Here is a 22,976-nt window from a genome sequence, read left to right on the forward strand (position 1 = left end):
ATCGTAGATTGCTCCTGTCGAATATTTTTTTAATTCAAATAGTGCCTTATTTGAGGATGGTCGCTTCCAGCTTCTCCTCTACGACTTTGCCATCTTTCATTGAAACAAAATAAGCGTTATCCGTTTCACTCACCGACACGACTTTGAAAACTTTGCCATTTTTGAAGATAATGCCGGCCTTGTCGTCAATGGCGTAACCCGGCTTGAAGATTCCGTTTTCGATATTTTTGAAGTACAGCGGACGGCGGTACTCTTCGCTATGGTAATGCGGACAATGGCTGAAAGGAAGAAAGCCAAGTCCTTCCACCACGCTCAACTCCGAGGGGCGCGAGTCCGTGGTACCATTGTCAAACCAGCAGAGCGACCCGGCGCTGCCTCCGGCCAGCACGATGCCTTTTTTAAGGGCTTTTTTAAGTACCTGGTCGATGCCCTGCGCCTTCCAGATGGCGATCATGTTGAGCGTATTTCCGCCGCCCACCACAATGGCGTCCACATTGAGCAGTACTTCTTCGAAGGATTTTTTCTGGTTGTAAGAGCTAATCCACACTTTCTGCACGGAGGGCTCTACCGGCAGGTCATGCACCAGCTCGTACCAGCGGATAATGCCCTGTTCGCTATCACCGGAAGCCGTGGGCAGAAAGCAAATCTTGGGCCGCTCTTTCCCGGTCAGGGCAATGATCTCCTTAATGAACTGCTTGGAAGGGCCACCGCCGCTGGGAAAAATGTACTGATCCTGGGCGGCCGCACTACTGGCCGCGAACGTGATGGCAAGACAAAAGAGAATTAGTAGCTTCATTAGTTCTGTATGGGAAGTTTGGAAAGATTACGGTTTGGCCGAACTGGCTTCCTCGAAAAGACGCATCGCCATCAGCCCGTTCCCCACGGCTCCGCCCGCACGGAGTGCCGCCGCAATGAACACAGTTTCGGCAATCTCTTCGCGGGTGGCTCCGGCCTTGACGGCATTTTCGATGTGCGATTCGATGCAGTATGCGCATTGGGTGGTCAGAGCCACGGCCACCGACATCAGCTCCCGGTACTTAACAGGAATGACGCCATCGGCTCGTTCGGCTGTATGTTTCAGATTCATGAACGCTGCCGATTCCTGAGGAGCAGCATTGAGCAGGGTATTGACGTACGCGCGATCTTTGGGCGTTTGGTATTCTTGGGTCATAGGGATTTTAGGAATGGCGAACAAAAAGGGCAATAGAAATTGATCCGTCACTTTTACCAATGTGCAGACAAGGTATAAAAAAAAGAAATCTCTTATCCCGGCAAAGTGCATTTGGCCGTCGGCTTCCCGGATACAGGTATAGATTTGTGTTGTTCCCGGCTGGTTGTTGTGTTTATTTGCGTCAAAACGTACATTTCTATGCAGGTGCCTGATTCGGTTTACGCGCTCCGAAAAGAACTCCATAAGTACCCCGAACTTTCCGGAGCCGAACACGCTACCGCTGAGCGCATCAGCTCGTTTATCAACGCCCATCATCCCACTGAACTCATTAGTGGATTGGGTGGTCATGGGGTGGCTGCGGTGTATCGGTTTTCTGACGATGGCCCTACGATCGTCATCCGGTGTGAGCTGGATGCGTTGCCGATTGCCGAAGCAAACGGTTTTTCCTATCGGTCAGAGCACCCCGGGGTTTCGCACAAGTGCGGGCACGATGGACATATGGCCATCGTGGCGGGGCTGATTTTCTGGTTGAAGGAGCAATCTTTTCAGCGGGGCGAAGTGGTCCTGTTGTTCCAGCCTTCGGAGGAAAACGGGCAAGGTGCGCAGGCCGTTTTGCAGGACGAGCGGTTCCGGCGGTTGCAGCCGGACTATATATTCGCTCTGCATAACCTGCCGGGCGAAGCCATGCATTCTATCGTGCTAACGGAGCAGGTATTTACGGCTACGGTGCAAAGCGTAGTGATCCGGCTCAACGGCAGGCAGGCCCACGCCTCCGAACCGGAGAACGGAATCAATCCAGCCCTGGCCGTGGCTGAACTTGTCCAGGCGTTTGATTGCTTGAACCACCCAAACTCTACCGATCCGGACTTTGCCCTGCTTACGCCCGTGTGCATCGAGCTGGGCGAACGAGCCTACGGAATATCGGCCGGGGCAGGGGCGCTACACTACACAATGCGTACCTGGAACGAAGTGATCATGAAACGGTTGAAAGACCAGGTACTTTCCCTCACCGCCGATGCCTGCCGACGGCACCGGCTGGAATATACGACCGACTGGTTTGATTATTTTCCAGCGACGGTCAACGATCCAGAATGCAGTCAGCTGATCCGGAATGTGGCCGCCGTCCGGGGACTTCCCGTGGTGACAAGGCCCACGCCCTTAAAATTCGGCGAAGACTTTGGCTGGTTCGCCGCCCACTACAAATCCGCCCTCTTTGGCCTCGGCGCCGGGAAGACCACCCCGGCCCTGCATCACGATGATTATGATTTTCCGGAAGTACTGATAGAAACGGGCATCAGGATGTTTACCGGGATCATAGGCCAAATACTGCACTGAATGTCATTGTGTGAATAATCAGGGCTTCCTGACAAAATCAAAGCGGGATGGGCCCTGCGAGAAATGAAATGCCTTTTGGCCGTCCTTTTCAAAGAAATTCATTTCGATTTTTGCGACTTCAAATCCAAAATCCGTATCCGAATATGCGGTGAGAGGGAAAGCTCCCTGCCCGGTGGCTTGCCCGAATAGTTTGCCGTCCTGAACAAACACTTTGATTTCCAGCGGGAAATCTGGCGCCGCATAAGTACCCTCATAGCTGCGGAGTACGTCCTTATCCACGGCTACTGCCACTTTTTCTGTCAAATCGGGGTACTTGATGGGATTGCCGTAGGCGGCGTTCAGGAGTTGAATCGAAATATCGTTGGTGTCGTACTGTTTCTGCGCGTTGACCAACTGTACAAAAAGTGTCTTGTCGGCCGGATTGTAGCCCGCGAACGAACGGTAACTCTCAATACCACCGCCATGCCCGTAAAATGTGCGCGCACCGTAAGGGACCGCCGTTAGGCCAAATCCGTAGCCCTCTTTCAACTTCATCATTTGTGCCAAACTTTCGGCCGAAACCAGTTTGCCGTTGAACAGACCTTCGTAAAAAAGCGCCAGGTCGCTGGCCGTCGTGGCGATGCCCCCGGCAGCGGCAGCCCAGTCGATGCTCCATTCAGGTTGGGTAGGTGCCCATTTTTCTCCGTTGAAGATATAGGATTTGGCAAAGTTAGTCCGGTCGTCGGGCCGCCCGTAGTGGGTGTCCTGCAGCCCGAGTTTCGTCAGAATACGCTTTTGCAGCTGGTTGGCGTACGTATCGTCGGTTACTTGTTCGATGATGAAGCCCAGCAGCATGTAATTGGTGTTGCTGTATTCATATTTAGTGTCAGGCGCAAAATCAACTTTCAGTGACCTGAAGCGTTCCAAAAGCTCCGCTTTGGAAATGGGTTTGCTCACCTCCATCATGAAAGTGGGGCTGCTGGTATAGTTGAAAAGCCCGGAACGGTGGCGAAGCAACATCGTCAGCGTGATTTTATCGGCATTGGGAATCGCGGGGTAGTAATGCGACAGGGGCTCGTCCAGCTTGATTTTGCCCTCCTCCACCAATTGCATGATTATCGTGGCCGTGTACGTCTTGGTGATCGAACCGATGAGAAAGGTAGTCTGTGGACGATTTTTTACCCGCTCAACCTCATTCTGGTACCCCGCCGAACCCTGATACAACAGTTTACTATCCCGCCTGACCAATGCATTTACAAAAAACAGCTCTTTTTGGTCATAGACCGCAAAGAGACCATCAATAGTTTTGGAATCTCCGTTTTGGGCGGAGCAATTCGAACAGGTAATGAATAGGATTGCGGCAAACAGCAGATTTTTCATCGGTCAGGAGTTGAAAATAAATGAATAGCGGCATCATTTTCCCCTGGCTGGACACTGGATTGACAGTCGGGAGAGGTTTCTGCAAAAATCGAAAAACATGCCGGAGTAAGCCTGTGAAATGGGATAAAGGCTTGCTTTTTAAGGATTTGTGGCCGCATAAGGACAAGGGTGGCATCGCCCGATCTTCTGACCGTATGAACCCTGCTTCAAGGCCTGTTCTTTTACGTAGTGCTTTCGATTTTCACTTTCCCGATTGGTCGACTCTCAGGCGGAATTGGTCTATGAAAGTAACCTATTGGGCGATTCTGTGTAGTACTTTTGAGGTTTTTGCGCTCATATAGGTAACTGAAACACAATTTAATTCAACTAATCATCTTAAATCTACCGGTATGTGCGTATTGAAAAGTAAGTCGCGGACAGGGCTCGATAATCTGACTATCGAGGAGTCAATGGTGGCGGAAATCAGACTCAGCCCTCCCTTCCCCAAAAATCCTAAACTCTGGCTTTTGTACTTTTTCGGACGGGATGGGCGAATCGTCCGTACCTGGTACTACGACAGTCAGGCCAAACGGAAGAAGGATCTCGACCTGGTGCTCGCGCAATGCTCGCATCTGAACGTGGCGTAAGCTTGGGTCAAATTTACTACGGATGGAAGCTCGCTCTGTTTACAGAAACGTGTTCCTTTTAAAGAAAAAGAGCAAAACTACCCCGTTTTGCTCTTTTTGCTTTCAGACCTAGTCCCGGGGTGTAGAAAAGCTGACTTTCACATGCAGCCTGTAATGGAAAACACCACAGGTAGGACAAGGCGGTGAAGCCCCATAGGCCTCCCTTCGATCAGGTCATTAGCGTGAAATTGCACCCAAAGGTGGATGCTTTATCTGGATTTTGTCAAAAACAATATGGGTAAAATATTAAATTAATAGGGTATTTATTTCTAAATTTCGCCTTAAAAAATGCTCTTCCTCCTATGACTTAAAAGAAATAGGCCGTAACATATCTATTGATAATGAGTGCAATACGATTTCTGATTGGATTGTTGTTAATATGTTTACCAATTTTCCGTCAGGAATTTTTTGTAGCACACCGCACCATCTTTCCGCTCTATTTTTTCTTGTTCCCGATCGGACTGATCATCATGATCTGGTCTGTTTCCGGCCAGCGGTTCAGCCGCTTTGGCCTGATCCTGGGGGGCTTTATCTTTGTCGAGGTAGCATTGGTGGGCAGCGTCGTTTACATGGCTCATTCTCAACGGTACAGCCCGTTGCCTGACGGCTACTACTATTGGGTGCGAGGACAGTACGGGTACTTCAAAAGTACAACCAACTTCAATTCGGCTTTATCCCGCTACGACACCTCACTTGGTTATCGCTTTCGGCCAAACATCACGGGACGGTTTACTAACCCTGAATTTGACGTAGAGGTCAGGACCAATTCGCTTGGCGTCCGGGATGATGAAGCCAGTCATGAGCATCCGTCCATTGTGGTTCTGGGCGACTCTCACGGAATGGGCTGGGGGGTGGAGCAGCCGGACCGATTTTCGGAAGTGCTCGAAAACCGGCTGCGTACCCGGGTGCTCAATACGGCCATTACATCCTACGGCACGCACCGAGAAACCAAGTTGCTCAACCAGGTAGACCTAGACTCCTGTAAATTGCTCATTATTCAGTACTGCGACAACGATTTGGCGGAGAATGTGGCCAATTTGGATATGGAGCAGAATATCGGAATTGACAGCCTTGAGTTCAGGGCGGCAGAGAAACAAAATACAATCAACAGAACATATTTCCCGTTTAAGGGCATTTTTCTGAGCCTCCGCTGGCTGATCAATTCCGGTATGCAAAGCGCCGCACAACCTTCTGCCCCGGCTTCCACTCCACAGGTCGCCGACACTCAGGCGACGAAGTTTGAACATGCGAAAGCTTTTTTTCCGTATCTCCGGCGGGTACGGGAGCGATATAAGGGACCCATTGTCGTGTTTGACCTGGGCGTTTATAATTTCCCGATCGTCAAAGAGTTTCAGGACTACCAGGCCATTCACCCCGAAGAGGCTATTCACTTCGTGAATGTACACCCTCTTTTAACCCGGGCAGATTACTTCACCATCGATGATCACATCAATGCCCGCGGTCATGCCAAAATAGGAGCAGCATTGGCCGATTTGATTCAGGAAAAGGGCTGGTTGCAGTCACAACGTCCTTAGGTCATGGAGCACGCCCCCATCCCAACCATTGATCTTAGCCGGGTGAACGAAGCTTCGCAGCCGGAAATCCTCGTGCGACCCTTTGGAGATTATCTGCTTCAGCACCACAAAAATCTGGACTTTGCCCACCGCCATTCGTTTTACCATTTGGTTATGTTTACGAAGGGACAGGGCAGCCATACGATCGACTTTACCAAATTTACGCTGCAGCCTTACCAGATTTACTTCATGATTCCGGGGCAGGTACATGCCTGGGACTTCATGGGGAAGGTGGATGGCTACGTGGTCAATTTTTCGGAATCGTTTTTCCAGTCGTTTCTGCTAAGAGCGGATTATCTTGAAATTTTTCCATTTTTCAGGGGCATTGCGGTCGATGGGGTTGTCGACCTACCGGTAGTTTTGGGAGAAGAAGCGGTGGCAACTTTTGAAAAACTCCTTAGCCTGTCTGATGAAAAGGGACCTTTCCGGTTGGATCGGCTGCGGGTACTTCTGCTGGATCTCTTTATGCGGATCGGCCAGCAAGCAATTGCCCGCGAAGCGGAGGCCATACCGCCCCATCACTACACAATGCTGAAAAACTACCAGCAACTGATTGAAAAGAATTTCCTTACTCTTCGCCGGCCCAAAGAATACGCCGACCTGCTGGCCGTTTCGTCCAACCACCTCAATGCCCTCTGTAAGGCGCATCTGGGCAAGCAGGCCGGCGAGCTGATTCGCAACCGCATTCTGCTGGAAGCGAAACGCTTGCTGGTCAATCTTGACCTGAACGTGGCGGAGGTAGGGTACGCGCTGAATTTCAGCGACAACTCCTATTTTACCCGATTTTTCAGAAAATACACCGGCCAGACTCCGGAGGAATTTCGGCATGCCCAGCGGCTGCCGGAGGCGGATGAAAAAGATCGTTGATTTGTACCATCAGACCGCGAATCCGTCTTAGCCGGGGCGGGCAAGTACCCCTATTTTTGTAGCAGGAAATAATTCATTTCTCCGCTTAACAAAAATCTTGCTGCCATGTCCACCAACAATCGCCTCCGCTCCGTCCTACTCAATAAATGTCCGCGCTGCGGACAGGGTGACTTTTTCATCTCCAAAACTGCCTTCTCCCGCAATTTTGATAAAATGCATCGGCACTGTCCCCATTGTGGCGAGAATCTGGTACCCGAACCCGGTTTTTACCAGGGAGCTTTGTATATGAGTTACGCCCTTTATACGGCTATTTTGCTGGCGTATTTCTTCGTGTTCAGCTACTTTCTCAGCGAGTATTACGACTACTTTCTCATCACGTTGGTGCCTGTTTTTATTCTGATGACGCCACTGGCGTATCGACTCGCGCGACGGTCGTGGCTGGCGCTGTTCAGTGCACCCAAAACCGCCTAGGGTACTTTTTGAGCTGCTCAGAAAACGGGGGGATGGGTGTACCAGCCAAACGGCACCATCTTTTTAACATTAGCCAGAGAGCACTTTCACCCACCATCCCCCCGAACTTATGAAACTTCTTTTCCAAATGACGCTGGTTGCCGGAATGCTGCTAACTGCGGCTTGTTCCAGTGACCAGAATAAAACGACGACGACAGACACCAGCAGCCCTTCACCAACCCCGAGCGAGTCCAAGCCTACATACAGCTACGATCAAAAAGCAGCGGGTGATTCTCTGAAACAGTGGGTGGACTCGACTACCCTGACGGTAGATTTGCCGGAAATAGACAATAAGGAAGGAGCGGCTGAACTCTATGACTTTTACAAGAGCAGGAATTTTAGCCCCGCCTGGGGCGTCGGTACCTCGCAAAAGCTGATTGAAGTGATCAGTCAGATTGACCGCGAAGGCTTGAATTCCAGCAAATTTCCAATCGAACAATTACGTACTTTGGTGGATAGTGCCCAAAACGGCGGGGCTTCCGCTGAAACGGGAGCACGGCTCGACCTGCTGCTGTCGGCCTCCTACATCAAGCTGGCCGATCTGTTGGCCAGCGGAAAAATCAAGCCCGACCAATTGTCGAAGGACTGGCACATCAAGGGCCGGACGCCGGATTCGCTGGCCGTTCAGTTGAAGCGGGCGGCGGCAGGGCAGGTGGAGGGTTCGCTCTCCTCGCTTCGACCCGGTTTCGGTCAGTACGCCAAGTTGCGACAGCGTTTGGTGCAGTACCGTAAGCTATTGGCGGCAGGCGGCTGGCCCAGCGTAGACGAGGGACCCAACCTGGCGCCGGGCGATTCGAGCCAGCGGGTCATCGCCATTCGGCGCCGGCTTGCCGCTACGGACGACCTCGATACTCTATCTACCCAAAACCAGCAAAGCGCGCGCTATGATTCCAGCCTGATCGGGGCAGTCAACCGCTACCAGCAACGCAATGGCCTGGCCGTGCAGGCTGAAATCACCGACCGCATGGTGCAGACTATGAATATCTCCGCCGAAGCGCGCCTCAAACAGCTCATGCTCAACCTCGACCGTATCCGCTGGATTTCGACCGGACCGATGCCCGCTACGTACGCCATGGTGAACGTGCCGGAGTACCGGCTTCACGTCGTGGAGGATGGGCAGGAAGTTAAAGTGATGCCGGTGGTGGTGGGGAAGGTCATGAACGCCACACCGGTGTTCCAGGACCAGATCGAGCACGTCGAATTCTCGCCCTACTGGAATGTGCCTAATAGCATTGCCTCCGCCGAACTTTGGCCCCAAATCAGGTCGAGCAGCACCTACCTGGATCGGAAGCATATGGAGATTCTGGACGGTTGGGGTACCAACGCTCGGGTGGTAAGCCGGAGCAGCGTGGACTGGAGCAACCTGGGCAGCTACCGCATCCGGCAAAAGCCCGGTCCGTGGAACGCCCTGGGCCAGGTCAAGTTTATGTTCCCTAATCAATACGCGATTTACCTCCACGACACGCCTTCCGATCAACTTTTCGACGAAACGCGCCGGGCCTTCAGTCACGGGTGCATCCGCATCGCCGACCCCGCCTGGTTTGCCGACTGGATATTGCCGCAGCTCAACCGGGAGGAAGTAACCGAAAAAATGAACAACCGCCAGTTGGAAATAGTGGAGCTCGACCAGAAAGTACCGGTCTATATCGTGTACCTGACGGCTTTCGAAGATGGCCAGGGAAGGCTCAATTTCCGTCCCGACCTGTATGGGCTGGACGAAAGGCTGACGTCAGAGTTTGATCGGTAAGCGTTGGCCTATGGCATGACCTGCTTTCGTCCTTGAATTTATCAAAACGGTCAGACAGTCATTATTAATCAATGAAAAACTAAGGTGCGTAAGGCCTCCCGACCACTAGTTTGTCACCCGATAGATCCACCTCGAACAAATGCGGGATACGACGGTAGCGGCCGTTGATGCTTCTGTGACTGTGAACGGACATGAGCGGCTTGCCTTCGAGTGTATGAAACAGCATGCCGTGGCCAAAATTGGGCGGAGAGATGGGCTCTTTCTCCTGTACCCAGGGACCGTCCAAAGTACCACTCTCCGAATAGGCCACCCCCTGAGTATATACATCATACACCCAGCTGGTCCAGATCATGCCCAACCGCCCGGTTTTGGTTCGGAACAGATAGGGGCCATCCGTTACTTTGTTGGGACGGTCATTTCCCGCTTTGTCTTTTTCACGGCTCCACGGCGCATCACTGGCCCGAAAAAGTACCTCTCCGGTGCCGATCGTACCACTCAGATCGGGCTTAAGTTCAATCTTCTCCATGGTGCCGTTCAGGTTCTGCAGCCATTCGTAGCAATAGATCATATAGGGTTTTCCGTCACGGTCAACCCATAAAGTACCGTCGAGGGTAGGCATGTCGGCGGGCAGATAGGTGGGGTCTTTCATGGGAACGTAGGGTCCATCCGGGCGATCGCTTACCAGCACATGACAGGCCCGGCGTTCGATCACGTTGCCCTCGACGGTGTCGATCTTGACGGCGCGGTTGGTGAAGGTCGCAAAGTAGTAGTACTTGCCCCGGTAAGCGTGAATTTCCGCCGCCCAGATCATGGGCCGGGGACCCATCCAGGAGTCCGGGTCAGTCTGGGCGATCGGGTAGGGGCCGTCCCATAGCTTCAGGTCTTTGCTCTTCCACAGCATGCCACCGGTGCCGGTCATGTAATACCGGTTGGTTGCCGAGTCGGCCAGAATAGCCGGATCGCTGAGTACGATTGAATCCAGAGGGACATCTTTCCTGACCTGGGGTACTTCCCGACCCTGCGCCAGTGTCACCCCGGAGAAAAACACGGCAGTCAGCAGTATGAACCCAAAACTTTTCATATCGGTAATGCAGATCATTGAAATGGATTGTTCCCTTTCCAGTCAGTAAGCCACATGGCGCATCAATCTAATGCCTTTGCTCTGAAATGGGCAGGTCAACAACCAGACTACTGGAATAAAGGAGAACAGCACGGGGGCAGAAATCTGACGGACGATGTGCATGAAGGCATCTAGCAGGAGGTTATGGTCGCTAAAACAGGAGAACATAGGCGCGTGGTGGACCGCCCCTTGTAGTTTGGTGGTAGCGGGGCTGAATACGAAGACGGACAGAGGGAGTCTTCGATCAAGGAATCGACCGTCTTATGTCAAGTGAGTTAAGAACAATCACTTTTCTATTCGTCACCAGATAATAAATCATTGTGTAAGGCTCAACCGGAAATTTTCGTACCGAACTAAGATTTTCCAATTTGCGCCCGATGAACGGTGTGGTTTCAAGCAGCGACATCTTGCTGGCAACGTTATCCGTAAAACGATCAACTACTTTGAAATCATAGTGATCCAGCAGATGAGAAGCTACAGCCCGGTAGTCTTCTTTGGCTTCTTCCGTCTACTCTACTTGGTAATCCATTCCTTTGCCTCACGCATAACTTGAGAATCAGGAATGGTTGCTGCCCCGCCACGTAACGATTCGACCGTGCGCCGGAGTTGCTCCATGAACTCTGGGGTTTCTTTTTTCCACAAGTGGCGATGCCCCAAAAAATCGTTGACCGTAAGGAACAGGTCATGAATATCGTCCGGGTCTTCAAGCAAATCGATTTGTTTGTGTAGCAGGTCTCTCAAATCTAGTGCTGACATAACTCTTTCGTTTTTCTCAACTATAATGAAAAAGGGATGGGGCCGCATATCCGGATTGCAGGCAATTCGAATCTGTTGCCGTCAAAACTCAAAAAAAGGCGGCTCGATGCCGTTGAGACGCAGGTACACGAGCGTTTCGGCCCTATGGTGGGCGATATGCATGAAGGCACGGAGCAGATAATCGCGCCCGCTGTGTTTTTTCCAGTAGTCGTTGTCACCGAAGCCCGTTTTGTCCAGCAGGCTCACATCCAGATTTTCCAGAATCTCCGTGCAGTGCTGGTGGCAGCGCGTGTAGTACGCCTTCACCGTCGCCTGGTCATGTTGGGCGGGCTCAGGCAAGGCGGGCTTCCCGACGATGCTCCCGATGAAGAATGTATTCCAATGGGCCGCGTGGGTATACTGCTTGCCGAAGGTCATCTGTGCGGGCGTTGGTTGGTACGCATACAGCTCGGCCGGCATTTTGTCAAGTACTTTCAGGCTGTACGACAGGGCCGTTTTCCAGCGGGGCAGGAAATCATTGAGAAACGCATTATCGGTGGCTGTAGCCGTTGTTTCCGGTAGTTGGGCTCCGGTGAGGAGCAGACTGCCTGAAATGGTTTTGAGAGCTTCTTTTCTGTTCATTTGGTGGGGGGATTGAAGTGGAGTAGCGTGGGGCAGGAACGGGAAGGTGGTAGATGCAGTAGCAAAATTATGGGTTAGTCAGTATATTTACGATGCCCTTGATGGGATCATTCGCCCAAGGCGATCTGAGGATATTCTTGGTGGAGAGTATTGACCCAACGCGATAATTAAAGCTATGAAAACTATGAATCTGAAAGATCTTTTGCATCACGCAACAACTCAGTTGAGGGATTTATCGCCATTAGATCAGCCTGATTTCAGGCTAGAACAGGCCGTTTATAGAAAGGATGAGAAAGTTTGGGAGATCGTTATTTCGTATCTCGTAGAAAACAATAACAAAATCTCAAGCCCATTTTCGCCATTGACCCAACAACCCCCTTATCAGAGAGTTTTTAAAAAAGTTATTATGGATGAGAATGGTCAGGTCGCTGAATTCCTCATGTATGATATGGCGGGATGAAAATAATCGATTCCAATGCGCTTGTCGTTCTTATCGTGGGGCTTATCGACCCAAATCTCCTCAAAAATCATAAAAGGACATCGCTTTACGACGAAGACGACTTTCTCGAATTACTAAATGTAGTAGGTGATTTAGGTCAAGTTGTCATTCTCCCCAATGTCTGGACAGAAGTCGATAATTTGCTCAATAGCTTCTCAGGACATTACAAATACAGCTACATAACCAATATAGCTGCTCTCATAGCCTCAACCACGGAAAAGTATGTTCCTTCCGCGACCGTTACTGATGGATATGAATTCTACGACCTTGGGTTGACCGACGCGCTAATCTTAGGTGAAGCTAAAAACGGTCAGCTTTTGATAACATCGGATTCCATGTTGTCTGACTACGCGGTTGCCAATGGAATACAAGTATACGATTTGGTGAAAGCGAAAAACGAGAAGCTGAAATAAAAATCCGTGGATCAAGCTTGCCTCTTCCCAGCATGCAGCCTTGCACTATCCGCTTCGAACGTCTTAGTGGTTGAATCGACTCCCATGATTACTTTTCTCGCCATCTGCACGAATAATCCGTGACCCACCAATCCTTCGATTCCGTTCAATTCCGTTGCGAGGGAAGAGGGATCTCTGATGGGGCCGAAGGTGGCATCGATGATGTAATTGCCTTCATCAGTCAGGTACTCTGTCGCCCCGGCCATTCTGACGGTCCCTTCACCATTCAAGTTGGTTATTCGCCTCAGGACGAAGCTGGAGGCAAAAGGAATCACTTCAATCGGTAGTTTGAAGGCACCCAGTACCTCCACCTTTTTTGCAGAATCGACGATGATGATGAGGTCGGTGGTCATGGCTGCCACTATTTTTTCGCGGAGCAGTGCCCCGCCGCCTCCTTTGATCAGGTCGAGGGAAGGGTCAAATTCGTCGGCACCGTCGATGGTTATATCAATGGTATCGACACTATTGATGTCTACAAGCGGAATGGCCAGGGAGGCCGCCAGATCTCGGCTGTGGTCGGAGGTAGGGATAGCCCTGATCTGCAATCCGTTTTTGACCAGCTTTCCGATCTCCCGGATCGCGTAACCCGCCGTCGACCCGCTCCCCAGCCCTACGGTCTGTCCGTCGGACAACAGTTTGACGGCTTCTTTGGCAGCCAGTTTTTTCTCAAATTCTATCGATGTATTCATCTGACCGGAAGATTTTTGCTTGGGGAGGCTAAGGCCGTTAAAATTAGCCTATAGAATATATTACAGTGGTCTCCCTTCGGAAGACCAGGCATAACTTGCCTACGGTGGAAAACTACGGATTAGAGGAATGTAATGCGAGCTCTGGATCCTCAGTTGAAAACTACCCCTTTAGTCCGTCAAAATCTCAATTTCCATCTGATTCCACTTGTAGTTGGTAGAGTGGTCATCACTGGCATCCGACCAGATGAGTTGCATCTTTTTCCCGTCTTTGCTGATCCATTTTGGGCTTAATTTAAAGCCGTACGTGCGGTTCTGTTCACGGTCGGCATAAAAATGCTCGGTATAGTGAAATTGCTTCCAGGGCCCCCACGGATTCTTAGCGTACCAAAAGCCAAGGCTAGCGGGGTATTTGCACTTGCTGCACCAGCCTGCCCAATACTTTTTACCGGGATCGTAAATCCCATAGCTGGTCATGATGTATGAGTCTAACCCTTTGTTATATACCACGCTTGGTAGCCACGAGGCCCACATCCACTCCTGCCCGGCTGGTGCATCTGGATATTTCAAGTTAACGCCCCGATCGGACATCGAATCGGTCCAGACGGGATTGTCGCCCTGCCATTCCTTAAAGTACTCATACTTCGATTTGTCCAGTATATTGTTTTTGTGCACCCGGATGACCGTTAGTTTAGCCGGGTCATCCTGCTCGGGAGTGTACATATAGATGAAATCATCTTTTGCTTCGGAATTGTCTTTCCCGTTCTGGCAAAACTCGATCCAGTTGAAGGCGTAGGCATCCCGGTCGATTTTTCGTTTGGGTTGTTCTTTGTAAAAGAAAAAGGTCGTGGAATCGAGATTGTTGAACGTTTCGGTCGTTTCCAGCTGACCGTCCCAACGGTAAAATGTTTTACCTAAATCTTTGGTATACAAAAGCCGGTTGGCCACCGGACGCCGGTACCAGGTATCGGTTTCACTTTTCCAGAGCCAGACATACATGGTACCGTCAACGGATAGCGTGCCGTAGGCGTAGAGCGGAGAGGTTACGTGGTTTGCAGGCCATCCCGACATCTGTTTGACATCCTCAGCTTCAAAATTCTCATCGCCCCGGATTTGAAGCATCATCGACCCTTGCCAACCCGGGTGGCCTTCTACTTTTTTATCGCTTCCCCACCAGCCATTCCCGTCGTCCAGCATGGTATAAATATGGTTATCAGCCCCCCAGGTCTGGCACCAGTTGTCGCCAAAGTTGCCTTTACGGACGAGAGTCTCGGTGTTGAACCGAATACCAGTCGGCAGGCTATCGGGAGGAGGTGATGCATTAAAGGAGAATAGGTACAAGAAAGCAGTAGCGATCAGGATTTGCATAGAATTGATTTTTGTTAGGAATCACACACAATAATGAAACCCTGTTGCGCTCATGCGGCTATTCGGGGCATTCTCATAAAATAAAGACAAAGAGTGGTAAGTCCTACCTTTATGATTGCCAGACCACAAATGAATGACTACCACCCCTTGTCCGGGTGAAACTACCTCCGCAATAGATCGCATGCCTGATTAGGTACCCATTGTTTTTGATACCGAGTCTGTCAAAGTTGCCAGTCATGGAAGGCTCCCATAACATAGGCTCCCAATCCGTGGCCTGTGTCTCCACAGACCACGACGAGAAGTCACTGGAAAGGCCTGGGCAGCAGAACTCAGTTGGGGCAGGGTTCGTCTAACTGCCTTTCGTAATCCCTCTTTGTCCCATTCGATATTTCTGCTGAGCAATTTTTCAGATAGTCCCTGACCCCGGCTTTGTAAGCTTCACAGCTTTTCTTGTCCTCCTTCACGACCTTGTCCGTGAGCAAATCAAGAACCTTGCCGAGGGACTCGCTGCATGTTTCCGGCGAAACATCTTTGTCCTTATCCGAGCAGCCCAGCACAATGGAAACTCCGAGACAGGCAGTGACGACGAATGCAGATTTTAAGGTCTTTTTCATGGCATTTGAGTGGTTTGGTTCGTTCCAAACTACTCCCGTGCGCCCTGACATCATAAAAATACCGGCTACTTTCGATTGAACGGTAGGGAAACTTAGTGAACGGTAGTTTGTGCACTCGAAAACAAATGGATCGGCGTTGGTTCCCGGGCGCTTCCCGTGGGACCACGGATTATGCGCCGTCGTCAGGTCGAGAGTACCCTATGGCCCTGCCTTCTTCCATCCCAAGGCGGCTTGAAAAAATGGTCTATGCTATCAGGGTTATTTCACGGCTCCGAATTCCCAGCCGATTTTGAAGACTTTATCGGGCGGGTCGGTCTTGATGAAGCGGTGAAGCTGAAAGCCGATCTGGAACCGCACCGCCTTTTTTTTCTTTTCTTTGTCCGCCGCCGTTTTGACGGTCTCTTCGACGTTGTCAACGCTCAGCCGGAGGCCAAATCCCAGAAAAGTGTCCATTTTCTCCTTCATTTCCTGGTCGATATTCTTGCGTTCCTTCTCTGGCATTTCCTCAAAATCCACTTTCTTGGCAATCAGTAGCCTCACCTTTTGGGCCTGGGCCGAAGTACCGCAACCGAGCAAAAGCAGCAAACAGATAAACACCTTATTCATAATCGTATAGCAACAACCCAACAATCAAGTCAATGAGAGAACGCCGGTTTTGCCCGGAATTGTTCGGAAAAGAATCGGTACAACCGCAATTTTCAGCAAAGATAGCCGCTTCACCGTGGTATGCATTCCCACAGACCCACCCCAGGGGTACTTTTTCGCAATTTCTGAAACCGATCCATTTGATGAGTCAAAAACCTGAACTCATCCGTACTCGTTTCATAAAAATGAACCGATGAACAAAGGTAGTTTTCCGATCGATCGCCAAGTTTCATTGGGGGGGCCATCCAACGTGAATTTCAGTACTTGCTTGATTGGTGTTCTTACGTTTTAGGGTACTTTGAGAGTAACGTTGTGCTAAGGTCTGTGGGGACACAGATCGCGGGTTAGACATCGTATCCGAATCGGAAATTAACGGGTAATCTACGAGATAATTGACTCGCTACTTGTAGTCGAGGTCATGACCTTGGGCCATAGAAAAGATATTTACGAATAACTCCCTACCCAACTACCCCTCTACTAACGCAATCTCCTCCGCCGTCAGGCCGTAGAGCGCGTACACCAGTTGGTCTATTTCGGCTTCCAGAGCCGTGGTTTCTAAACCCTCAGAAAAATTATAACTTGCAGATTCCACTAACAAAATTATTTTCTGCCTTATTTCTTGTTGTGATTCAGTAAAATTATTTTCAGAAAGCACAGGGAATTTCTTTAAATCGAAAATTGAAATTCTGGGAAATGTTTTAGTGACAGCTTTATTTGAGTATCTACTAAAATACCAGCTGTATAATCTAGAATTTATTAGTCCTAAGTAATATTTCAAAGAGTTCTTACTATCAGATGTATTATTTTTTGAGATTATATTAAGGATGGACTTATAATTAATATAATAATCCTCTGTATAACATCCAATTATGGAATAAATCCCATTGCCAGTAATTTCTCGAATTAATATTCTAGGCTTTTCAAAAAATGATTTGCTCCTTGGATGGGCAAGCCAATCTCCGTATGAAACCCATTTATTCTCAGGCCACTTTATTCCAAACCTTGATACATCTTTTCCATTTAATTCTCTGACAAAAGTTTTATTTATCTGATAGTCAGAATGATAATCTCTGTTTTTAATTAAATTAGGATCTTGGCCGGTATGACTGTCGTAAGCTTGAATACCCACCGAAAAATCACAAAAATCACTTAACACTTTTAAATCCTTTGTCATTTTTTCATAAACTTCCAAACCTTTTAGAGAAACGTTGATATTAAATGTAGGTGAAAAGTTCCAGTCTTTTTGTTTATATATCTTCTTTAAGTTTTCGTCGAAATTTGATATATCTAATGTTCTTTCATTTTCAAAATAAAATACAATTATTTCATTGTTGTTGGATGTTATTTCACTATTAATTTTTTGTAAAAATACATTAGTCGTTTCTACTATCGCATCGTCAAATATTTTTGATGGTAGTTTATCAATTTCTATAATTTTAGTGTTTTTCAAAATAAACTTTCGAAAATTCAATGCTTCAACTACTGTCAACCAAGTGTGAGGTATAATATACCCAAGCATCCCGTTATTTTTTAGAATATATAATCCTTTTTCAACAAAAAATCCGTATGAATCGTATTTTCCTATAATTGTTTCAAACGTCTTCTTTAAATATTTTTTTGTGCTAGTGTCAAATTTGACCCCATACGGCGGATTGCCAATCACCACATCGAACCCGACGTAGTTTCCGTCCTCATCAAGTACTTCGGGAAACTCGAACCGCCACTCGAAACTACCCCGGTAGAGGGCGTTGTTTTCCACCTCGGCGATCTCGTTTTCGATTTGCGCGATCAGCTTGTCGAGGCGCTTTTTCTCCACCGCCACCAGCTTGGGGTCTTTAATGTGATTGCCGAAAATATCCACGTTGCTATCGAGCAGGATACGCTCGCCGCGCCTGGCCGAGAGTTTCTTGCGGCGCGGGTCGCGGTTGATGACCGTCTCGCGGAATTGCGCCTTGATGTCGTGGATAAAGCGCAGCAGCTCGGCCTTGGCGTCCTTATCGGCGGTACTTTTGTAGGCCGCCACGGTACTTTTGTAGGTACTCAGGCTGAACTTCTGCTTCCGAAACACGTCGCTGAGGTCTTCGGTCAGGCTGAATTTGCTCAACAAGCTATTGCCCTGCTTGATGTTGATGTCGATGTTGGGCAACGTTTCCAGCTCCGCAGACTCCGATTCTTCGGTGTAGTAGGCGTTTTTCAACAACTCGATCCACAACCGCAACCGACAGATTTTGACCGAGTTGGGATTGATATCCACCCCGAACAGGCAGTTTTCGATCAGTATCTGCTTTTCGTGGAAAAGGACCCGCTGCATCCGTTGCCGCTCGGCGGTCGGCTTTCCGGTGGCTTCTTGCAAAAAATACGTGAAGGGCTCGTCGTCTTCCTCATCCAGCACCACCAGCTCGTCGTTCACGACCCGAATCAGGTACCCTTTAAGCCGACGGCCCGCGTCGTCCTGCAAAATGCGGAGCTCACTTTTGATGGCAATCAACTCATTGAGCGCCGACACCAGAAAATGCCCCGAACCCACCGCCGGGTCGCAAATGCGCAGGGAATTGATGAGTTCGTTGGCCTCGGTACGGTCGAGGTCCTTGTCCTGCAAGGCCCCAAAGTCGGCGCACTGCCATCCGTAGGCGTCATTGAACTTCTGCACCACGGCCTTGCGGATGGTTTCGCGACACATGTACTCGGTGATGAAGCCCGGCGTGTAGAACGAGCCATCCTTGTAGCCGTTAATTTTTTCAAAAATTAGCCCCAGCACGCTGGCGTTGATCAGCGCGCGGTTTTTCTCCTGAATGTCGTCGCCGCTTTCGGACGCAAAATCGTAGGCATCCAGGAACGCAAAGAGGTACTCCAAGGTAGGTAGTTCGGCACGGTGGCGATAGGCGGGATGGTCGCGCAGCACGCTCTGGCGCAGCAGCGGCAGGCGCAGACTACTGTCGAGGGTGTTGATGCTGAGGGTCGTATCTTCCAGTTCCGTAATCTCGAACAGCGACGAGTTGAGGTAAGGTACCCGGCCAAACTTCTGCCGGATGGAACCCTGCCGCTCCGCCGGGCGCTTGGCCAGCACCCGGAAAAACAGCCGGTACACCTCATCAAAATCGGCCAGGGTGGCGCTGTTCAGGAAAGCGTAGGTACCATCGCCCCGGTGGTACTTCACCAGTTGCGATTCCAGTAGTTTCAGGAACAAAATCCGGTTGATCCAGGTAATGCACAGTTCCAGCGCCACGCTGAAAATCTGTTCGTCGTCGGTGCGGCCATACTGTCCGGGGTCGGTCAGGTGCGAGAGTTTGCCGGAAGTTTCCAGCTCGATAATCGTATTTTCCAGCAGTGAGCCTTCGTCGCGCTGCCCGGTGGCCTTACGCCGGATTACTTTCTTATTGCCTTCTTTGGTTTCTTCCAGCCCGATCAGGTGCAGTAGTTCGGTATAAAAGCGCGGATTGAGGCGGTTGCTATCGGTGGCGGCGGGTAGTTTGAGCAGGTGCGTGGGCGACAGAATCTTGTAAAGCGGCAGCAGCGCCCGGTCGTTTTTGAGGTCTTTGTCGTTGACGTTTTTCTGGTAAGTACGCAGGTCAAAGTACGTAAAGGGTACTTCCTCTTCGAGCTTTTCCAGAAAAGGTTTGGCGATTTCGTTGTAAAACAGATCGTTGTTGCGGCTCACTTTCTGGCCCGTGGCCCAAGCGGTGTATTCTTTTTTGAGCCACGCATTGCGGTAAAAAATGCGGTCGATCAGCGCGGCGTCGAAAATGAACCACTCGTACACGTTGGTCACGACGCAGTGCCGCAGGTCGGAGTTGCGGTCGCGCGTTCGCTCCTGAAAGTAGTACAGCAATAGCTCGTGAAAGGCTTTGGTGTTCAGGTTTTCGCGGCTCACCATTTCACTACGATTGGCTGGGCGCTTCACCTCGAAAAGTACCCCCGCCGGACTCGTCGCGTCCTTGCCCAAGTGAATCACGAAATCGGTTTTTCCCTTGGGTGCCACCACGCAGGTATCCTTGTAGTATACCTCTTTCAAAAAATCCATGAGATGATCCTTCACATTCTCCTCACTTTCTTTCTCGTCGATGTGGCCAAACAGGGTTTTGAAGCGGTCTTTGAAACGGTTGATCTGCTCGCGTTCGGGACGAAGCTTGTAAGCCGGGTCGAGGGATTTGGAAGGAGTTTGTGGTGTGAGTTGCATGGGTGGAGTGAGAATGTTACGCTACTGTAACGAAGGATTGAGAATGTGGAAGTGCCTGATAAAAGTTACTATCATACTCAGATTTACTCTCACTTCCTCCCCCGCAGCACCCAATACAATGGCGCGCCACCCAGAAACAGCAGCCACCCAATCAAAGCCGAAGAAGGATCGGTTATAATCACATTGGCCGCTACCACCAGCAAAAACAGCACAAAGAAGGCGGGTAACCACGGGTAGCCCCAGATTTTGAAACCCCGGTGAGTATCATCTTTCCCGGCGCGGCGGCGGAAAATAAACAGCGTGGCGGCGGCACTCGCGATGGCGATGCTGTCGATGGACATCACGTAGTTCACGATGGCCTCGAAGGTATCCAGAAACCAGAGCGAACCGATGGAGGTCGCGGCCAGGAAGGTGAGCGTAAACTCCTGGGTTTGGGTGCGGGCGTTGATGCGCTTAAAAATGGGGGGCAGAATCTGGTCGTCGGCCATGGCGTAGTACACCCGCGGGATCGAGAGCATCATGGCGTTCACAAACCCCAGCACCGAAAGGAAAATCGCCAGCGAAAAGAACACCTCGCCCCACGGTCCGAAAACTACCCGCGCCAGATCGGCAGCGATGAGGTTGGATGAGCGCAGTCCCTCGAAACCCAGCGCCCGGTAGTAGGTGTAGTTGAGGACCAGGTACAGCCCCAGCACCGTAAACATCCCGATGAAAATACCTTTGGGCGTATTGCGCACCGGGTCTTTGATGTCGGCCCCGAAATTGAGCGTGTTCTGGTAGCCGCCGTAGGAGAAAAACACCGCAATCAGACTCGCCCCGAAGGCCGTGAACCAATTCGTGGTCGCTGGAACTTCGGCCACCACGGCGGGATCGACGGCAGCCGCCGGGTAGAAAACTCCCAGGCAAAGTACCCCCATCATCACGATTTTGGAGCCGCTGAGCAGATTCTGGGTGCGCGAGCCGGCCCGGATGCCCAGCATATTGATGACGTAAAAACATAACAGCGTAACCGCCGCCGATCCCTGAATGCCGCGTTGGCTGTGCAGGGCTTCGGGAAGCAACGGGTTGAGGTACTCGCAGCCCAGCAATGCCACGCCCGCCATGCCCGCGCCGTAGGTAAGTACCAGCGCCCAGTTGATCATAAAGGCATATAACGGATGAAACGCCTCCGATATGAGCTTATAAAACCCACCCGGAAAATGGTGCCGTGAACCGATCTCGGCAAAGACAAACGCGCCCAGCAAACTCACCAGTCCGCCCACGACCCAGGCCGTAAAGAAGATTTCGGGCGAACCCGCCTGTCGCGCCACGATGGCCGGCGTGCGGAAAATCCCCACGCCAATAACGAGGCTGATCACGATCATCGCCACATCGAAGGCGTTGATCTGGGGGCGGATGGAAGTTTCTTGGGTGGGTTCCGGCATCGGTAGGTTGAGGAGGAAAGCAGGAAAGGAAAAAGTGCTCTTTTAATGGAAGAACATATACCCCAGCCAAATCCCCGCCAGCACGCCGACGAAATCGGCGATGAGTCCGGCGACGATGGCGTAGCGTGTGTTTTTGATACCGACTGAGCCAAAGTACAGCGCCACGATGTACAGCGTGGTATCCGCCGACCCCTGGAAAATACAGACCATGCGGCCGATGAACGAGTCCGGCCCGAATTCCTTCATGGCGTCGATCATCAGGGCGCGGGCACCGCTGCCGCTGAGGGGTTTCATGAGCGCCACGGGTAGGGCATCGGTGAATTCGGTGTTGAAACTGGCGAATGAAAAGAGGAATTTCAGGCTGTCCACGAGGTAGTCCATCGCCCCGCAGGCCCGGAATGCCGCGATCGCCACCAGCATCCCGACGAGGTAGGGAATAATCACCACCGAAGTACTGAACCCGCTCTTGGCTCCCTCGATGAAGGAGTCGAACACATTGACTTTCTTGTATAATCCGCCCAGCAGAAAGCCCGCCACAATGAGCAGCAGCACCGAGTTGCCAAAGACGATCGAGACGGTCTCGATCTGCTCCTTGGGTAGTCGCGAGAGGAAGAAAAGCCCGATGGCGATAAAGGCCGTCAGGCCGCCCAGACCGAACATGATCGTGCGGTTGAAGATATTGAGCCGCTGCCAGGTAGCCGTGATGAGCATACTGACCACCGTCGTCACGTAAGTACCCACCACGCAGGGAATGAACACGTCGGATGGACTCTCGGCCCCCAGAATGGCACGTTGGGCAATGATACTCAGCGGGATAATCTGTAAGCCCGACGTATGCAATACCAGGAACATAATCTGCGCATTGGAGGCCGTGTCAGGATCGGGATTAAGGGTTTGCAGGCTTTGCATCGCTTTCAACCCGAAGGGCGTAGCGGCGTTGTCGAGGCCGATCATGTTGGCGGCGAAGTTCATGATCATCTCGCCGTTGGCGGGGTGGCCGCGGGGTACTTCGGGAAATAGCTTATGAAAAAAAGGTCCGATGATCCGCGCCAGCACGTTGATGGCCCCGGCTTTCTCCCCTACGTTCAGGATACCCAGAAAGAACGTCATGACACCCGCCAGCGGCAGGGCGATGTCCATCACGGCGACTTCGGCCATGTCGAGCATGCCTTCCACGACGAGTTTGAAGGTCAGCGTATCGCCCAGGAAAATAAACTTGAACAGGGCAATGACAAAGGCAATGACAAAGAAAAAGACGAAGATGTAGTTTAATGCCATACGGGGAGGGACGTGGAGGTGTTTATAGCTGCAAAGTACGAAAAGCCCCAAAGCGACAAAGCCGCAAAGCCACAAAGTTTGCCAGATTGCGCCCTTAAAGCTTCATTG

Annotated in this window: 21 protein-coding genes and 1 pseudogene; 8 read left to right on the forward strand and 14 right to left on the reverse strand. The window is 50.8% G+C overall.

The genetic code is table 11. The annotated features are described in order from the left end of the window. Nucleotides 1-46 precede the first annotated feature (46 nt). Both IE117_RS13935 and IE117_RS13940 read right to left on the reverse strand, forming a co-directional pair. On the reverse strand, nt 47-796 hold the full coding sequence (locus IE117_RS13935; RefSeq protein WP_189565039.1) for a Type 1 glutamine amidotransferase-like domain-containing protein: 750 nt from the start codon (nt 794-796) through the stop codon (nt 47-49). 27 nt (nt 797-823) lie between these two features. Further along, entirely contained in the window at nt 824-1,171 is a 348-nt protein-coding gene (locus tag IE117_RS13940) for a carboxymuconolactone decarboxylase family protein (RefSeq protein WP_189565040.1), read from the reverse strand. 198 nt (nt 1,172-1,369) lie between these two features. On the opposite strand from IE117_RS13940, the gene IE117_RS13945 reads away from it, so the two are divergent. Continuing rightward, nucleotides 1,370-2,506, forward strand: a complete 1,137-nt coding sequence (locus tag IE117_RS13945) for an amidohydrolase (protein WP_189565041.1) — start codon at nt 1,370-1,372, stop codon at nt 2,504-2,506. 18 nt (nt 2,507-2,524) lie between these two features. Here IE117_RS13945 and IE117_RS13950 read toward each other — a convergent pair whose 3' ends face one another. After that, entirely contained in the window at nt 2,525-3,865 is a 1,341-nt protein-coding gene (locus IE117_RS13950; RefSeq protein WP_189565042.1) for a serine hydrolase, read from the reverse strand. 389 nt (nt 3,866-4,254) lie between these two features. Between IE117_RS13950 and IE117_RS13955 the strand changes: the two genes are divergently transcribed. The 5 genes from IE117_RS13955 (at nt 4,255) to IE117_RS13975 (ending at nt 9,228) form a co-directional block, all read left to right on the forward strand. Beyond that, nucleotides 4,255-4,491, forward strand: coding sequence for a hypothetical protein (locus IE117_RS13955; RefSeq protein WP_189565043.1), 237 nt, complete (start codon nt 4,255-4,257; stop codon nt 4,489-4,491). A gap of 509 nt (nt 4,492-5,000) precedes the next feature. Further along, nucleotides 5,001-6,065, forward strand: a complete 1,065-nt coding sequence (locus IE117_RS13960) for an SGNH/GDSL hydrolase family protein (protein WP_229580864.1) — start codon at nt 5,001-5,003, stop codon at nt 6,063-6,065. 3 nt (nt 6,066-6,068) lie between these two features. Next, nucleotides 6,069-6,971: a helix-turn-helix domain-containing protein gene (locus tag IE117_RS13965; protein ID WP_189565045.1), complete on the forward strand. Its 903-nt coding sequence runs from the start codon at nt 6,069-6,071 to the stop codon at nt 6,969-6,971. Between the two features lie 105 nt (nt 6,972-7,076). Beyond that, nucleotides 7,077-7,442 (forward strand): DUF983 domain-containing protein, encoded by a 366-nt coding sequence (locus IE117_RS13970; protein ID WP_189565046.1) that lies wholly within the window; start codon nt 7,077-7,079, stop codon nt 7,440-7,442. Nucleotides 7,443-7,551: 109 nt separating this feature from the next. Continuing rightward, entirely contained in the window at nt 7,552-9,228 is a 1,677-nt protein-coding gene (locus IE117_RS13975; protein WP_189565047.1) for a L,D-transpeptidase family protein, read from the forward strand. Nucleotides 9,229-9,307: 79 nt separating this feature from the next. Here IE117_RS13975 and IE117_RS13980 read toward each other — a convergent pair whose 3' ends face one another. The 4 genes and pseudogenes from IE117_RS13980 to IE117_RS13995 all read right to left on the reverse strand — a co-directional run bounded on the left by IE117_RS13980 (nt 9,308) and on the right by IE117_RS13995 (nt 11,725). After that, nucleotides 9,308-10,327 carry a glycoside hydrolase family 43 protein gene (locus tag IE117_RS13980; RefSeq protein WP_229580866.1) on the reverse strand — a complete coding sequence of 340 codons (1,020 nt, stop codon included), beginning with the start codon at nt 10,325-10,327 and terminating at the stop codon, nt 9,308-9,310. A 265-nt stretch (nt 10,328-10,592) separates the two neighbouring features. Further along, a pseudogene (locus tag IE117_RS26570) lies at nt 10,593-10,844 on the reverse strand (type II toxin-antitoxin system RelE/ParE family toxin); the annotation flags it as partial. Nucleotides 10,845-10,861: 17 nt separating this feature from the next. Further along, nucleotides 10,862-11,104: a hypothetical protein gene (locus IE117_RS13990; protein ID WP_189565048.1), complete on the reverse strand. Its 243-nt coding sequence runs from the start codon at nt 11,102-11,104 to the stop codon at nt 10,862-10,864. An 81-nt stretch (nt 11,105-11,185) separates the two neighbouring features. Beyond that, on the reverse strand, nt 11,186-11,725 hold the full coding sequence (locus IE117_RS13995; protein ID WP_189565049.1) for a DinB family protein: 540 nt from the start codon (nt 11,723-11,725) through the stop codon (nt 11,186-11,188). A 184-nt stretch (nt 11,726-11,909) separates the two neighbouring features. Between IE117_RS13995 and IE117_RS14000 the strand changes: the two genes are divergently transcribed. Together IE117_RS14000 and IE117_RS14005 are read left to right on the forward strand one after the other, a co-directional pair. Beyond that, nucleotides 11,910-12,185, forward strand: coding sequence for a hypothetical protein (locus IE117_RS14000; RefSeq protein ID WP_189565050.1), 276 nt, complete (start codon nt 11,910-11,912; stop codon nt 12,183-12,185). After that, nucleotides 12,182-12,637 carry a PIN domain-containing protein gene (locus tag IE117_RS14005; RefSeq protein WP_189565051.1) on the forward strand — a complete coding sequence of 152 codons (456 nt, stop codon included), beginning with the start codon at nt 12,182-12,184 and terminating at the stop codon, nt 12,635-12,637. The genes IE117_RS14000 and IE117_RS14005 overlap by 4 nt, the downstream gene beginning before the upstream one ends. Nucleotides 12,638-12,648: 11 nt before the next feature. Here IE117_RS14005 and rpiA read toward each other — a convergent pair whose 3' ends face one another. The 7 genes from rpiA to IE117_RS14040 all read right to left on the reverse strand — a co-directional run bounded on the left by rpiA (nt 12,649) and on the right by IE117_RS14040 (nt 22,868). Continuing rightward, nucleotides 12,649-13,365, reverse strand: coding sequence for a ribose-5-phosphate isomerase RpiA (rpiA, locus tag IE117_RS14010; protein WP_189565052.1), 717 nt, complete (start codon nt 13,363-13,365; stop codon nt 12,649-12,651). Nucleotides 13,366-13,533: 168 nt separating this feature from the next. Then, nucleotides 13,534-14,730, reverse strand: a complete 1,197-nt coding sequence (locus tag IE117_RS14015; protein ID WP_189565053.1) for a glycoside hydrolase family 183 protein — start codon at nt 14,728-14,730, stop codon at nt 13,534-13,536. A 329-nt stretch (nt 14,731-15,059) separates the two neighbouring features. Beyond that, nucleotides 15,060-15,344, reverse strand: coding sequence for a hypothetical protein (locus IE117_RS14020; RefSeq protein ID WP_189565054.1), 285 nt, complete (start codon nt 15,342-15,344; stop codon nt 15,060-15,062). A gap of 258 nt (nt 15,345-15,602) precedes the next feature. After that, entirely contained in the window at nt 15,603-15,950 is a 348-nt protein-coding gene (locus IE117_RS14025; RefSeq protein WP_189565055.1) for a hypothetical protein, read from the reverse strand. Nucleotides 15,951-16,455: 505 nt separating this feature from the next. Further along, nucleotides 16,456-20,166, reverse strand: coding sequence for a type IIG restriction enzyme/methyltransferase (locus tag IE117_RS14030; protein WP_189565056.1), 3,711 nt, complete (start codon nt 20,164-20,166; stop codon nt 16,456-16,458). An 89-nt stretch (nt 20,167-20,255) separates the two neighbouring features. Continuing rightward, the gene (locus IE117_RS14035; RefSeq protein ID WP_189565057.1) at nt 20,256-21,590 is read right to left on the reverse strand and encodes an APC family permease; all 1,335 of its coding nucleotides are present in this window, start codon (nt 21,588-21,590) and stop codon (nt 20,256-20,258) included. Between the two features lie 42 nt (nt 21,591-21,632). After that, nucleotides 21,633-22,868 carry a spore maturation protein gene (locus IE117_RS14040; RefSeq protein ID WP_189565058.1) on the reverse strand — a complete coding sequence of 412 codons (1,236 nt, stop codon included), beginning with the start codon at nt 22,866-22,868 and terminating at the stop codon, nt 21,633-21,635. Nucleotides 22,869-22,976 lie beyond the last annotated feature (108 nt).

It is taken from the genome of Persicitalea jodogahamensis (assembly GCF_014651615.1).
GTDB classification, from domain to species: Bacteria; Bacteroidota; Bacteroidia; order Cytophagales; family Spirosomataceae; genus Persicitalea; species Persicitalea jodogahamensis.

Excerpts from the sequence above, each read along its gene's own strand:
- IE117_RS14025 (WP_189565055.1), bottom strand. The coding sequence starts at position 15,950 with ATGAATAAGGTGTTTATCTGTTTGCTGCTTTTGCTCGGTTGCGGTACT.
- IE117_RS13965 (WP_189565045.1), top strand. The coding sequence starts at position 6,069 with ATGGAGCACGCCCCCATCCCAACCATTGATCTTAGCCGGGTGAACGAA.
- rpiA (WP_189565052.1), bottom strand. The coding sequence starts at position 13,365 with ATGAATACATCGATAGAATTTGAGAAAAAACTGGCTGCCAAAGAAGCC.
- IE117_RS14000 (WP_189565050.1), top strand. The coding sequence starts at position 11,910 with ATGAATCTGAAAGATCTTTTGCATCACGCAACAACTCAGTTGAGGGAT.
- IE117_RS13940 (WP_189565040.1), bottom strand. The coding sequence starts at position 1,171 with ATGACCCAAGAATACCAAACGCCCAAAGATCGCGCGTACGTCAATACC.
- IE117_RS13980 (WP_229580866.1), bottom strand. The coding sequence starts at position 10,327 with ATGATCTGCATTACCGATATGAAAAGTTTTGGGTTCATACTGCTGACT.
- IE117_RS14015 (WP_189565053.1), bottom strand. The coding sequence starts at position 14,730 with ATGCAAATCCTGATCGCTACTGCTTTCTTGTACCTATTCTCCTTTAAT.
- IE117_RS13945 (WP_189565041.1), top strand. The coding sequence starts at position 1,370 with ATGCAGGTGCCTGATTCGGTTTACGCGCTCCGAAAAGAACTCCATAAG.
- IE117_RS13995 (WP_189565049.1), bottom strand. The coding sequence starts at position 11,725 with ATGAACAGAAAAGAAGCTCTCAAAACCATTTCAGGCAGTCTGCTCCTC.
- IE117_RS14020 (WP_189565054.1), bottom strand. The coding sequence starts at position 15,344 with ATGAAAAAGACCTTAAAATCTGCATTCGTCGTCACTGCCTGTCTCGGA.
- IE117_RS13955 (WP_189565043.1), top strand. The coding sequence starts at position 4,255 with ATGTGCGTATTGAAAAGTAAGTCGCGGACAGGGCTCGATAATCTGACT.
- IE117_RS13950 (WP_189565042.1), bottom strand. The coding sequence starts at position 3,865 with ATGAAAAATCTGCTGTTTGCCGCAATCCTATTCATTACCTGTTCGAAT.
- IE117_RS14030 (WP_189565056.1), bottom strand. The coding sequence starts at position 20,166 with ATGCAACTCACACCACAAACTCCTTCCAAATCCCTCGACCCGGCTTAC.
- IE117_RS13935 (WP_189565039.1), bottom strand. The coding sequence starts at position 796 with ATGAAGCTACTAATTCTCTTTTGTCTTGCCATCACGTTCGCGGCCAGT.
- IE117_RS14035 (WP_189565057.1), bottom strand. The coding sequence starts at position 21,590 with ATGCCGGAACCCACCCAAGAAACTTCCATCCGCCCCCAGATCAACGCC.
- IE117_RS14005 (WP_189565051.1), top strand. The coding sequence starts at position 12,182 with ATGAAAATAATCGATTCCAATGCGCTTGTCGTTCTTATCGTGGGGCTT.
- IE117_RS13975 (WP_189565047.1), top strand. The coding sequence starts at position 7,552 with ATGAAACTTCTTTTCCAAATGACGCTGGTTGCCGGAATGCTGCTAACT.
- IE117_RS13960 (WP_229580864.1), top strand. The coding sequence starts at position 5,001 with ATGATCTGGTCTGTTTCCGGCCAGCGGTTCAGCCGCTTTGGCCTGATC.
- IE117_RS13970 (WP_189565046.1), top strand. The coding sequence starts at position 7,077 with ATGTCCACCAACAATCGCCTCCGCTCCGTCCTACTCAATAAATGTCCG.
- IE117_RS13990 (WP_189565048.1), bottom strand. The coding sequence starts at position 11,104 with ATGTCAGCACTAGATTTGAGAGACCTGCTACACAAACAAATCGATTTG.
- IE117_RS14040 (WP_189565058.1), bottom strand. The coding sequence starts at position 22,868 with ATGGCATTAAACTACATCTTCGTCTTTTTCTTTGTCATTGCCTTTGTC.